The sequence below is a fragment of the Burkholderia sp. genome, from assembly GCF_018375725.1.
Lineage (GTDB): Bacteria > Pseudomonadota > Gammaproteobacteria > Burkholderiales > Burkholderiaceae > Burkholderia.
Genome location: NZ_JAHACR010000005.1, coordinates 1 through 12500, shown reverse-complemented (window position 1 = coordinate 12500; position 12500 = coordinate 1). Strand labels below are relative to the sequence as shown.

Annotated in this window: 13 protein-coding genes; 11 read left to right on the top strand and 2 right to left on the bottom strand. The window is 68.6% G+C overall.

From position 1 onward, the window contains the following. The first annotated feature begins 2 nt into the window (after window positions 1-2). The 4 genes from gspK to KH616_RS02480 are packed head-to-tail and all read left to right on the top strand — an operon-like array spanning window position 3 to window position 3818. Window positions 3-1097 (top strand): type II secretion system minor pseudopilin GspK, encoded by a 1095-nt coding sequence (gene gspK / locus KH616_RS02495; protein WP_292234882.1) that lies wholly within the window; start codon window positions 3-5, stop codon window positions 1095-1097. Window positions 1098-1121: 24 nt separating this feature from the next. Further along, window positions 1122-2492: a type II secretion system protein GspL gene (gene gspL / locus KH616_RS02490; protein ID WP_292234881.1), complete on the top strand. Its 1371-nt coding sequence runs from the start codon at window positions 1122-1124 to the stop codon at window positions 2490-2492. Then, window positions 2489-2992 carry a type II secretion system protein M gene (locus tag KH616_RS02485; RefSeq protein ID WP_292234880.1) on the top strand — a complete coding sequence of 168 codons (504 nt, stop codon included), beginning with the start codon at window positions 2489-2491 and terminating at the stop codon, window positions 2990-2992. The genes gspL and KH616_RS02485 overlap by 4 nt, the downstream gene beginning before the upstream one ends. Window positions 2993-3029: 37 nt before the next feature. Continuing rightward, window positions 3030-3818, top strand: a complete 789-nt coding sequence (locus tag KH616_RS02480) for a type II secretion system protein N (RefSeq protein WP_292234878.1) — start codon at window positions 3030-3032, stop codon at window positions 3816-3818. 20 nt (window positions 3819-3838) lie between these two features. On the opposite strand, the gene KH616_RS02475 is transcribed toward KH616_RS02480, so the two are convergent. Then, complete coding sequence (locus KH616_RS02475; RefSeq protein ID WP_292234877.1) at window positions 3839-5368, bottom strand: efflux transporter outer membrane subunit; 1530 nt, start codon at window positions 5366-5368, stop codon at window positions 3839-3841. 300 nt (window positions 5369-5668) lie between these two features. Here KH616_RS02475 and KH616_RS02470 point away from each other — a divergent pair, with 300 nt between their 5' ends. Together KH616_RS02470 and KH616_RS02465 are read left to right on the top strand one after the other, a co-directional pair. Further along, window positions 5669-6175: a MarR family transcriptional regulator gene (locus tag KH616_RS02470; protein WP_292234876.1), complete on the top strand. Its 507-nt coding sequence runs from the start codon at window positions 5669-5671 to the stop codon at window positions 6173-6175. Between the two features lie 180 nt (window positions 6176-6355). Further along, the gene (locus tag KH616_RS02465; protein WP_292234873.1) at window positions 6356-7918 is read left to right on the top strand and encodes a DHA2 family efflux MFS transporter permease subunit; all 1563 of its coding nucleotides are present in this window, start codon (window positions 6356-6358) and stop codon (window positions 7916-7918) included. Window positions 7919-7924: 6 nt separating this feature from the next. On the opposite strand, the gene KH616_RS02460 is transcribed toward KH616_RS02465, so the two are convergent. Beyond that, the gene (locus tag KH616_RS02460; protein WP_292234871.1) at window positions 7925-8848 is read right to left on the bottom strand and encodes a LysR family transcriptional regulator; all 924 of its coding nucleotides are present in this window, start codon (window positions 8846-8848) and stop codon (window positions 7925-7927) included. Window positions 8849-8989: 141 nt separating this feature from the next. Between KH616_RS02460 and KH616_RS02455 the strand changes: the two genes are divergently transcribed. From KH616_RS02455 to fliN, 5 genes are all read left to right on the top strand, one after another. After that, window positions 8990-9448, top strand: a complete 459-nt coding sequence (locus KH616_RS02455; protein ID WP_292234870.1) for a CidA/LrgA family protein — start codon at window positions 8990-8992, stop codon at window positions 9446-9448. Between the two features lie 34 nt (window positions 9449-9482). Further along, window positions 9483-10205, top strand: coding sequence for an LrgB family protein (locus KH616_RS02450; RefSeq protein ID WP_292234868.1), 723 nt, complete (start codon window positions 9483-9485; stop codon window positions 10203-10205). Between the two features lie 191 nt (window positions 10206-10396). Further along, entirely contained in the window at window positions 10397-10930 is a 534-nt protein-coding gene (gene fliL / locus KH616_RS02445) for a flagellar basal body-associated protein FliL (protein WP_292234864.1), read from the top strand. A 28-nt stretch (window positions 10931-10958) separates the two neighbouring features. Next, complete coding sequence (gene fliM / locus KH616_RS02440; protein WP_292234862.1) at window positions 10959-11957, top strand: flagellar motor switch protein FliM; 999 nt, start codon at window positions 10959-10961, stop codon at window positions 11955-11957. Then, complete coding sequence (fliN, locus tag KH616_RS02435) at window positions 11950-12420, top strand: flagellar motor switch protein FliN (RefSeq protein WP_292234861.1); 471 nt, start codon at window positions 11950-11952, stop codon at window positions 12418-12420. The genes fliM and fliN overlap by 8 nt, the downstream gene beginning before the upstream one ends. Window positions 12421-12500 lie beyond the last annotated feature (80 nt).

Here is a 12500-nt window from a genome sequence, read left to right as displayed (position 1 = left end):
CTATGCGCGCGCCCCGCTCCCTGCATCGCATCACCGCGCGCCGGCAACGCGGGGCGGCGATCATCACCGCGCTGCTCGTCGTCGCGCTGTCGGCGATCCTCGTGTCGGGCATGCTGTGGCGCCAGCAAGTGCAGATCCGCCGCATCGAGAACCAGCGCGTGATCGCGCAGGCGCAATGGATCGCGCGCGGCGCGCTCGACTGGACGCGCATGGTATTGCGCTCCGAAGGCGATACCGCGCCCGGCATCACGTATCTCGGCGGGATCTGGGCCGTGCCGATCGCGACGACGAAGCTGTCGGAGTTTCTCGGCAAGATCGCCGGGCCGAGCGGCGGCGACGACACCTCCCTGTCCGGCTCGATCGAGGATGCGCAGGCCAAATTCAATCTCCGCAACCTGGTCGCGTCGCCCGCGCCCGGCGCGCTGCAGATCAATGCCGCGCAACTGCAGGCGTTCCAGCGGCTGCTGACCTCGCTCGGCTACGACGGCGCGCTCGCGAAGCGGATCGCGATGCAGGTGCGCGCCGGCATCGCGCATTCGGCGACGCGCTTCCAGACGGCGGCATTGCCCGGCGCGGCCAGCACGCCGGCCGTGCAGGAAGCCGGCACCGGCACGCAGGGCAGCGCCGCGTTCACCGACGATCCGGGCCTGGCGGGCGGCGAGCGCGGGCCGGCCCCGCTCCTGATGACGAGCGTCGACAGCCTGCTCGACATCGAAGGCGTGACGCCGGACATGGTCGAACGGCTGCGCCCGTTCGTCACGGTGCTGCCGACGACGACGCCGGTGAACATGAACACGGCGCCCGCCGAGGTGATCGCGTCGCTTGTGCCGGGGATGAGCGTGGCGTCGGCGCAGGCGCTGGTGTCGCGCCGCGAGACGGTTTTTTTCCGCAATGTCGGCGACGTGCAGCTTGCGCTGCGCGGCGCGGGCGCGCCGAACGCGACGGTCGACTCGAGCCAGATCGACGTCAATTCGAGCTATTTCATCGTGCATGGCCGGATTCAGCACGACCGCGCCGAGGTGGATCGCACCTCGCTCGTGTATCGTGATCCGACCACCCACACGACGCGGGTCGTACGCATCCGCGATCAACTATAACGACGCCATTCGGGAGGGGAGCTCTTGAGCACATTGATTGTTTTACTGCCGCCGCGCGAGCCCGCCGTGCCGTTGCAGGAATGGCAATGGCCCGAGCTGCCGTTCGTGCTCGTCGACAAGGCCGGCCAGACGCAGCGCGCCGGCCGCGCCGCCCTCGCGCTCCTGCCGCGGGCGGTCACGACGGTGCTGGTCGTCGCCGCGCGCGACGTGCTGCTGCTGGCGGCGACCGTGCCGCCCCTCAAGGGGCCGAAGCTGCGCCAGGCGCTGCCCAACATTGTCGAGGATCAGCTGATCCAGGACCCGCAGACCTGTCATATCGCACTCGATCCGGCCGTGCTGCCGGACGGCCGCCGTGTGCTGGCAATCGTCGATCGCGCCTGGTTTCGCACGATCTGCGACGCGTTCGTCGCCGCGGGGCACCGCAACCTGCGTGCGGTGCCCGCGATGCGTTGCCTGCCCTCACCGGTCGCGCCGGCGGCGGCCGATTCCGCGCCGCCGGCCGAAGGCGAGGCGGGTGCATCTGCGGCGGCCGTGCCGCGCCAGCCCGCGGTCGCCGCGGTGATGGGGGTCGCGGTGCCGGTCGAGGCGGTCCTCGTCGAAGCGGACGCGCAGGCGGACGTGCTCGGCGAGTCGCGTCTCGAACTGGCGGTGGCGCGCGGCGCGCTGGGCGAAGGGTTCGCCGCGCCCGCGCAGCGCGCCGCCGCGACCCTCGCCGCGTTGACGGGCGGTGCGCCTGTCGAGTTGTACGCGCTCGGCGAGCCGGGCGCGGAGCCGCGGCTGGCGTCGATCGGGCGGACCGGCGATCCGGCGTTGCGCGATGCCGCGTCGATGCCGGACGCGGCCGCCCTGCCGTTCGATACGTTCGCGCGGCGTGCGCTTGCCGAGCGCTTCGACCTGTGCCAGTTCGAATTCGAGGCGAAGCCCTGGCGTTTCGACCAGGCGACCGTCAAGCGCCTGCGCGTGCCGGTCGCGCTCGCGGCGGCCACGCTCGGCGTCGCCGTGATCGGCATGAACCTGTCGTGGTGGAAGCTCTCGCGCGAGCGCGATGCGCTGTCCGCGCAGATCACCGAAACGCTGCTGTCCGCGTTCCCGAAGACCACGACGGTGCTCGATCCGTCCGCGCAGATGACGCGCCAGCTCGACCAGCTGCGCGTCGCGGCGGGCGAACTGTCGCCGAACGATTTCCTCGCGCTCGCAAGCGGCCTGTCGCGCTCGCTCGGCGCGCTGCCGCAAAACGGCATCGCGTCGCTCGACTATCACGACCGGCGTCTCGATGTCGGCTTCAAGCCCGATGTGAAGGTCGATCCGGATTTCACGCAGCGTCTCGCGCGCAACGGGCTGACGGGCGAAGTCGACAGCAGCACGGGCAAATGGACGATCCGGAGCCGGTCATGAAGGCTGAACTGAATGAAACGCTGAAGCAATTCTGGGGCGAGCGCACCCCGCGCGAGAAAACCCTGCTCGGCTGGGGCGGCGCCGTGCTGGCGGCCGCGATCGCCTATTCGGTGCTGTGGGCGCCCGCGCAGGAAGGCCGCGCACGGATCACGCGCGAACTGCCGTCGATGCGCAGCGAACTCGCGCAGATGACCGCGCAGGCGAACGAGGCACGTTCGCTCGCCGCGGCGGCGCAAGGCGTCGCGCCGACCGGCGGCGCACTGAAAGATGCGCTGACGGCGTCGCTGTCCGATCACGGCATGCCTGCCGCGCAGACGCAGGTGCTCGGCAGCGGCGTGCAGATCCAGATGAAGAACGTGTCGTTTCCCGCGTGGACGCAATGGCTCGACGATGCGCGCAAGCAGTTCAAGGTGCAGGTCGGCGAGGCGCACGTGAGCGCGCTGAAAGACGACGGCCAGGTCGACCTGACGGCCGTGATGCAGCCGGCGGTGCAGAAGTGAGGCCGGCGATGATGCAGACCGCACCGCGGGCGGGCCGATGAAACCATGGTCGAAGCGGCTCGTCGCCGCATTGCCGTGGCTGGCCGCTGGCGGGCTCGCGAGCGCGATCACGCTCGTGTCGCTCGCACCGGCCGCATGGGTCGCGCCGCAATTCGCGAACGCGACGGACGGCCACGTGAATCTCGTCGATCCGGAAGGGTCGCTCTGGCGAGGCTCGGCGACGCTGATGCTCGCGCCGGGCGTGGAACGCAGCGCGGCAACGCTGCTGCCGGGCCGGATCGAATGGCGCACGCAGTTCTGGCCGCTGCTGACGGGCCGCGTGCGGATGCGGATGCGGCAGACCGAGGCGATGCCCGAGCCGGTCACGCTCGATGCGACGTGGCGCGGCGCGGTGATGTCCGCGGGCACGATGGCGGTGCCGGCGTCGCTGCTCGCGGGGCTCGGCACGCCGTTCAATACGCTCGACCTGCAAGGCGATGTCCGGCTCGGCTGGAGCGACTGGCGGCTGCTCGGCAAGAATGCGTTCGGCCAGCTGACGGTGACGATCGACGGGATGAGTTCGCGCGTGTCGCGCGTGAAGCCGCTCGGTTCGTACCGTGCGGTGCTGCAGGCGAAGGGCGCGAGCGCGGATCTCGACCTGACGACGATTCAGGGCCCGCTGTTCCTCGATGGGCATGGCGCGTTCGGCGCGGCCAATGCCGGGTTTCGCGGCACCGCGCACGCCGCGCCCGAGCAGCAGGCGAATCTCGCCGGCTTGCTGAACCTGCTCGGCCACCCGATCGGGAACGGCGCGGTGTCGCTGATCTATGGCGACGCGGCGCGCTGATACGCACGCCGCATCGCTTTTTACTTCTGCGCGACCGGTGTCGCGTTTTCGGGCGCCGCGCCAGCCGGTGCGGGCGCTTCGGCGCCGCCCGTCTCGCGTGCGATCTGCGAGACGTCCCAGCCGCCGCCGAGCGCCTTCACGAGCGCGACCGACGACACCATCCGCTGGCCCGAGATCGACGTGAGCTTCTGCTGCGCGGCGAACGCGGTTGTCTGCGCGGTCAGCACGTTCTGGTAGGAGACCGTGCCGGCCTTGTACTGGTTCGTCACGATCGCGAGCGCGTGCTGCGCACTGTCCACCGCCTGACGCTGCACCTCGACTTCCTGCGCGAGGATGCGCTGCGATGCGAGATTGTCCTCGACGTCCTGGAATGCCGTCAGCACCGACAGCCGGTACGCGGCGACATCCTGGTCGTACGTGGCGCGCGCCGCTTCGGTCTGCGCGGCGCGCAGGCCCGCGTCGAACAGCGTCGCCGCGAGCTGCGGGCCGACCGTCCAGAAGCGCGACGGCAGCATGAACAGCTGCGACCACATCGAACTTTCCACGCCTCCGTTCGCCGAGAGCGTGAGCGTCGGGAAAAACGCCGCGATCGCCACGCCGATCTGTTCGTTCGCGGCCGCTGCGCGGCGTTCGGCCGCCGCGATATCGGGCCGGCGCTCGAGCAGCGCGGACGGCACATCGACCGGGACGACGGGCGGCTCGGCGGTGAGCGGAAGCGGCGGCAGCGAGAACGTCGATGCGGGTTCGCCGATCAGCGTCGCAATCGCATGTTCGTATTGCGCGCGCGCGACGCCGTTGTCGATCGCGGCCGCCTGCGCGCTTTGCAGCTGCGTCTGCGCCTGGATCACGTCCGAGCGCGCGACGGTGCCCTGCGCATACTGGTTCTGCGTGAGTTGCAGTGCGCGCTGGTACGACGCGACCGTGTCGTCGAGCAGCTTCTGCAGCGCATCGGCGGTGCGCAGCTGGAAGTAGGTCTGCGCGAGCGTCGCCTGCTGCGACAGCCGCGCATTCGCGAGATCGGCCGCCGCCGCCGCCTGGCCGGCGCGCTGCGAGGTGACGTTGCGGGTCACCTTGCCCCACAGGTCGGGCTCCCACGACGCATCGACGCCGACCTTGTAGCTGGTGTTGATCTTGCCCGGCCCGACGGTCGAGCCCGACGAGGCCAGCGTCGTGCCCGGCGATCTCGATCGCGACTTCGTGCCCGAGAAGCCGACGGTCGGGAAATACGCGGCGCGCGCCTCGTCGACGAGCGCGCGCGCCTGCCGGTATGCGGCGGCCGATTGCGCGATGGTCTGGTTCGATGCGTTGAGCTTGTCGATCAGCGTGACCAGCTGCGGATCGTTGTAGACGGTCCACCACGCGCCGCGGTCGACGCCGTCGGCCGGCTGCGCGACCTTCCAGCCGGCGGGCGCTTCCTTGAACGCGGCGGGCATCGGCGTGGCAGGCCGGTGATAGTTCGGCCCGACGCAGCCGGCGAGCAGCACGGCGGTCGCGAAGGCGACGGCGGCGCTCAGCGGTCGGCAAACGCGCGGGGATGGGACGTACGGCATGGTGTGTTTCCTGTCTGGGCGCCTGGCCCGGCGACCGGGCGAGCGCGATGCGGCCGATGTGCCGCAGGCCTGGCCGAATGGTAACTGACGGCGGGAATGCCGCGCAGGCGTTAGGGTAAGCCGCGCGGCGGCCAGGGAGTATTACCGCCGCGGCTGGCCGGTTTACCGGCCATTACGGCCCGCTTGCGGCGGGCACGTTCAAAGGGCCCCGCGCGAGGCGTCAGGCAAGATTGACTATGCAATCAATTTTCAAGATACTGGGCGCGTTTTTTCCGAAACGGTTCCCTTGCGCGCAAGCACATGAACAGCGGCCTTTACGATCCCGAGCACATCGAGCTGGAAACGAGCCTCGGCTATTACCTGACGAAAGCGCGTCAGGCGATGGTCGAGCGGCTGGACAGCGCGCTTGCGCCGCTCGACCTGACCGCGCAGCAGATCAGCGTGATCCTGCTGCTCGCGCGCGGCTACGCACGCACGCCGTTCGAACTGTCCCGCAAGCTGTCGTACGACAGCGGCTCGATGACACGCATGCTCGACCGCCTCGAGCGCAAGGGCCTGATCGCCCGCGCACGCAGCGCGCAGGACCGGCGGGTGATCGAACTGACGCTGACCGGACGTGGCGCGCAGGCCGCCCGCGCGCTGCCGGCGCTGATCGCCAACGCGCTCAATGCGCAACTGGCCGGCTTTTCGGCCGACGAACTCCTCGTGCTGACCGGTCTGCTGCAACGCTTCATCGCGAACGGGCCGGGTTCGCCCGGCTGCCAGCCCGCCGGCGCAGGCGCGCCGGACCACGATCCGGCGGCCTGACACCATGCCGGGCGCCGCGATGTTCAGGTTAAACGCTCGCTTATTTATCTGTCTGGGCAGAAGATGATGCGGCATGCTCTTATGCCCGCCCTGCCCGCTTTTGATATCGCCGGCACGCGCCACGCCGCGTACCGGCGTTTCGGACGCATGCGCCACGCGCACCCCGTCCAGGAGACCTGAATGTCCGTCACCACGACTTCCACCATGCCTCGCACTGCCGAACCGGCGCCGCTGTCCGGCGGCGTACTCGCGCTGCTCACGGTCGGGCTCGCGCTCGGCACCTTCATGGAAGTGCTCGACACGTCGATCGCGAACGTCGCGGTGCCGACGATCTCCGGCAGCCTCGGCGTCGCGACGAGCGAAGGCACGTGGGTGATCTCGTCGTATTCGGTCGCGTCCGCGATCGCGGTGCCGCTGACCGGCTGGCTTGCGCGGCGCGTCGGTGAGGTGCGGCTCTTCACGCTGTCGGTGCTCGCATTCACGCTTGCGTCCGCACTATGCGGCCTCGCGTCCAACTTCGAGACGCTGATTGCGTTCCGGCTGCTGCAGGGGCTCGTGTCGGGGCCGATGGTGCCGCTGTCGCAGACGATCCTGATGCGCAGCTATCCGCCCGCGAAACGCGGTCTCGCGCTCGGGCTGTGGGCGATGACGGTGATCGTCGCGCCGATCTTCGGGCCGCTGCTTGGCGGCTGGATCAGCGACAACTACACGTGGCCGTGGATCTTCTATATCAACCTGCCGATCGGCCTCTTCTCCGCGGCCTGCGCGTTTGTCCTGCTGCGCGGCCGCGAGACGAAGACGACGAAGCAGCGGATCGACGCGGTCGGCCTGGCGCTGCTCGTGATCGGCGTGTCGTGCCTGCAGATGATGCTCGACCTCGGCAAGGACCGCGACTGGTTCAACTCGATGTTCATCGTGTCGCTCGCGCTGATCGCCGTTGTGTCGCTCGCGTTCATGCTGGTCTGGGAGGCGACCGAGGCGGAGCCGGTCGTCGACCTGTCGCTGTTCCGGGACCGCAACTTCGCGCTGGGCGCGATGATCATCTCGTTCGGCTTCATGGCGTTCTTCGGCTCGGTCGTGATCTTCCCGTTGTGGCTGCAGACGGTGATGGGCTACACGGCGGGCCTCGCCGGGCTCGCGATCGCGCCGGTCGGGCTGCTCGCGCTCGTGCTGTCGCCGCTGATCGGCCGCAACATGCACCGGCTCGACCTGCGCATGGTCGCGAGCTTCGCGTTCTGCGTGTTCGCCGGCGTGTCGATCTGGAACTCGACGTTTACGCTCGACGTGCCGTTCAACCATGTGATCCTGCCGCGGCTCGTGCAGGGGATCGGCGTCGCGTGCTTCTTCGTGCCGATGACGACGATCACGCTGTCGAGCATTTCCGACGACCGGCTCGCGAGCGCGTCCGGGCTGTCGAACTTCCTGCGCACGCTGTCGGGTGCGATCGGCACCGCGGCCAGCTCGACGTTCTGGGAGAACGACGCGATCTATCACCATGCGCGGCTGTCGGAATCGGTGAGCGTCTACGCGCAGAGCACGGCCGATTACCAGGGCGCGCTGTCGCAACTCGGCATCGCCGGCCAGATGTCGAACGCGCAGATCAACCAGATCGTCACCCAGCAGGGCTTCATGATGGCGACCAATGACTTCTTCCACCTGTCGGCGATCGTATTCGTCGTGCTCGCGGCGCTCGTCTGGATCACGAAGCCGAGGAAAGGCGCGGGCCCCGCGATCGGTCACTGACCGGGTTCAGCGCGCGCGCAACGCGCCGAACGCGAGATCGTCGCCGGGCGCGATCGGCAGCGTCGCGCGCGCGACGTCGAGCCATGCGCGCGCCGCGTGCGACAGGTAGCCCTTCTTCAGCCAGCCGAGCACGATTGCCCACGTGATTTCCGGCTCGACGATCGGCCGGCACGTGAATTGTCCGGCGTCGAGCCGCCGGCAATACGGCTCGGGCAACAGCGCGATGCCGACGCCCGCGTGGACCAGCGCCGCCATGAAATCCCAGTGTCCGCTGCGGCTCACGATCGACGGCGTGAAGCCGACCTTCCGGCACGCATCGAGCACGGTGTCGTTCAGCGCGAGGCTTTCGGCGTAGAACACGAACGATTCGCGCGCGAGATCGGCGAGCGGCACCGCGCGATCCTCGTCCCAGCGCGATTCGCGCGGCGCGACGAGCCACAGCGGCGCGCGCACCATCGGCAGCACGTCGAACATGTCCGGATCGACCGGCTCCAGCAAGCCGCCCAGCTCCAGTTCGCCCGACATCAGCGCCGCCTCGATCATCCGCGAGCCCTGCTCGAACAGCTTCAGCTCGATGTTCGGATAGCGCTGCTTGTACGCGGCGATGATCGGTGTAAACAGCGAGCCGCCGAGCGGCGGGATGCCGATCGTCAGTTCGCCGCGGCCGAGCGTGCCGAGGTCGTTCAGCTCCGATTGCAGCTGCGCCTGCGCGGCGAGCACATCCTGCCCGCGCTGGAACACGATCCGTCCGGCATCGGTCAGCACCATCTGCCGGCCGTCGCGCAGCAGCAACGGCGAGCCGATCTCCTCTTCCAGCGACTTCACCATCTTGCTGATGGTCGGCTGGGTCACGAACAGCTTGTCGGCCGCCGCGGTGAAGCTCTGCTGGCGGACCACCTCGACGAAATAGCGCAGCGCGCGCAGTTCCATCCGCGCCTCCCTGAATTGGTGCAGCGTGTTGGGGGTGAATTCCTAAATGGAATGACTAGGATAGAGACAAGTCATTTTATTTATGGATGAGGGAATCCTATACTTGCGTCGTTAGAAAAATATCTGTAGGGGAATCCCGCCATGAGCAAGTCGATCGCGACCATTGCCGTTCGTCCCGTCCCCGCGGCGCATGTCGCGCATGCCGGCCGGATCGTGCTGCAGGCGACCGCGCTCGCGGCGTTGTGGCTGGCGGTCGACTGGGCCGTGCGCGCAGTCGGGCTGCCGATTCCGTCCGGCGTGATCGGCCTCGCGGTGCTGCTCGTGCTGCTGTTCAGCGGCGGCGTCGCCCCGGCCTGGGTCAAGGACGGCGCGAACTGGCTGCTGTCCGACATGCTGCTGTTCTTCGTGCCCGCCGCGGTCGCTGCCGTCCAGTACGGCGGCCTGTTCCGCGAAGACGGCTGGCGGCTCGCGCTCGTCGTCGTGGCCGGCACCGCGTTCGTGATGGTCGCGGTGGCCGTCGCGGTCGATCTCGCCGCGAAGCTCGAACGCAAGCTCGCCGCGCAGCGCGTGCTCGCCGGACGCCGCCGCGTGCGCGGCTGACGCCCGCCCGTCCCCCGATCCGGAGCCGCGCCTCATGTTTGCTTCTCTGTCGAATCTGTCGGCCGACCAGGTCAACGCCGCGATTTCCGTCGGCTGCTTCGTGCTGACGGTCGCGCTGTATTTCGCGTCGAAACGCCTCTATGCGTACAAGAAGACGCTGCTGTTCTCGCCGCTCATATTCGTGCCCGGCGTGCTGGTCGCGCTCGTCGCGGCGACGGGCATTCCCTATTCCGTCTACTTTCGCGACACGCGCTGGCTGATGTGGCTGCTCGGCCCGGCGACGATCGCATTCGCGGTGCCGATCTACGACTATCGCGACCTGATCCGCCGGCACTGGCTGTCGCTGTCCGTCGGCGTCGCGGTCGGCATCGTCGCGGGGATCTGCGGCTCGCTGCTGCTGGCGAAGCTGCTGCACCTGTCGCCCGAGCTGCAGCGCTCGCTGATGACCCGCTCGGTGTCGACGCCGTTCGCACTCGCGGTATCCGACAAGATCCATGCGCCGAAGGATCTGACCGCGCTGTTCGTGATCGCGACCGGCATCTGCGGGATGCTGCTCGGCGAAATCGTGCTCGCGCTCGTGCCGATGCGCACGCGGCTGGCGCGCGGCGCGCTGTTCGGTGCGGCCGCGCATGGCGTCGGCACCGCGAAGGCGCGCGAAATCGGCCGCGAGGAAGGCGTCGTGTCGAGCCTCACGATGATGATCGCGGGCGTCGCGATGGTTCTGATCGCGCCGCTCCTGACCCTGCTGCCCATCTGACCGGGCCGGTGCGCGCACGGCGGGCGGTGCGCCGCATGACATCCTCCGCTTCACCGGTCCCGTTCCGTCCGGCCGCCATCCGGAGCGGCCCGCACGCGCCGGACATCTGTCATTCCCGTTCGACAATCGGCTGAGATAGCCGCAATTCCCCCCTCTTTTCCACCCATCGGCTGACGGCCGGATGCCGAACAATGCATGCTACGAGACATCACGCACGCATTCACATGGCCACCACGACCGCAAATCCCGCCGACAAGCCGGCATCGTCCGGCAAGACCAAGCGCCTCGCGCTGCTCGCCGTCATCGTGCTCGGGGTGGCGGCCGCCGCCGCGGCCGGCATGTATGTGTTCCTGACGAGAGCGGGCCTGGGCCATGCCGCCGCGCCCAGCGAACCGCCGCCGCTCGCCGCGCCCGCGTTCTTCGCCCTCGATCCGCTGACCGTGAACCTGCAGTCCGACGACGGCGCCCAGCATTACCTGCGCGTCGGCCTGTCGCTGAAGCTGACCGATCCGAAGGCGCAGGAGCAGCTGACCGCGCGGATGCCGGAAATCCGCAGCCGCGTCCTGCTCGCGCTGTCGAACAAGCGTCCGGAGGAACTCGCGACGCCCGACGGCAAGCGCGCGCTCGCCGGCGAGCTGAAGGGCCTGATCGAGCAGCCGACGCAGCCGGGCAACCAGCGCGCGCAGGTGGACGACGTGCTGTTTACCGAATTCGTCGTCCAGTAACCGCAACGCCGCCGGCAAAGGAACGCGCATGGGCCACTCAGAGTTCATGTCCCAGGAGGAGGTCGATGCACTCCTCAAGGGCGTTACGGGCGAAGCCGACTCGACCGACGAAAAGCGCGACGCGGCGGGCGTGCGCCCGTACAACATCGCGACGCAGGAGCGGATCGTCCGCGGCCGGATGCCCGGCCTCGAGATCATCAACGACCGCTTCGCGCGCCTGTTGCGCATCGGTATCTTCAACTTCATGCGGCGCACGGCGGAAATCTCCGTCAGCCAGGTGAAGGTGCAGAAGTACAGCGAGTTCACCCGCAACCTGCCGATCCCGACGAACCTGAACCTCGTGCACGTGAAGCCGCTGCGCGGCACGTCGCTGTTCGTGTTCGATCCGAACCTCGTGTTCTTCGTCGTCGACAACCTGTTCGGCGGCGACGGGCGCTTCCACACGCGCGTCGAAGGGCGCGATTTCACCGCGACCGAGCAGCGCATCATCGGCAAGCTGCTGAACCTCGTGTTCGAGCACTACACGACCGCCTGGAAGAGCGTGCGGCCGCTGCAGTTCGAGTTCATGCGCTCGGAGATGCACACCCAGTTCGCGAACGTCGCGACGCCGAACGAGATCGTGATCGTCACGCAGTTCTCGATCGAGTTCGGGCCGACGGGCGGCACGCTGCACATCTGCATGCCGTACTCGATGATCGAGCCGATCCGCGACGTGCTGAGCTCGCCGATCCAGGGCGAGGCGCTCGAAGTCGACCGCCGCTGGGTGCGCGTGCTGTCCCAGCAGGTGCAGGCGGCCGAGGTCGAGCTGACGGCGGATCTCGCCGACATTCCGACGACGTTCGAGCAGATCCTGAACCTGCGCGCCGGCGACGTGCTGCCGCTTGCGATCGAGGACACGATCACCGCCAAGGTCGACGGCGTGCCGGTCATGGAATGCGGTTACGGGATTTTCAATGGTCAATATGCGCTGCGTGTGCAGAAGATGCTCGGCGCGAACGACACGATGAAGGAAAGTGGATATGACTGAGCTGAATCAGACGCCGGACGACGATCCGCAGGCGCTTGCCGACGCCGCGCTCGCGGCCGCTGCCCCGGCAGCCGAGGCGGACACGGCGATGGACGACTGGGCGGCCGCGCTCGCCGAACAGAACGAACAGCCGATCGCGTCGAATGCGACGAGCGCCGGCGTGTTCCAGCCGCTGTCGAAGGCGGCGGCGGCGTCGACGCACAACGACATCGAGATGATTCTCGACATCCCGGTCAAGATGACCGTGGAGCTCGGCCGCACGAAGATCGCGATCCGCAACCTGCTGCAGCTGGCGCAAGGCTCGGTCGTCGAGCTGGACGGCCTGGCCGGCGAGCCGATGGACGTGCTCGTCAACGGCTGCCTGATCGCGCAGGGCGAAGTGGTCGTCGTCAACGACAAGTTCGGCATCCGCCTGACCGACATCATCACGCCGTCCGAACGCATCCGGAAGCTGAATCGATGACAGTCGCGCAGTCCGGCCGCCGCGCGCTCGCGGCGATCGCCGTCGCGTCGCTGTTCGCCGATGCAGCCGTGGCCGCCGAC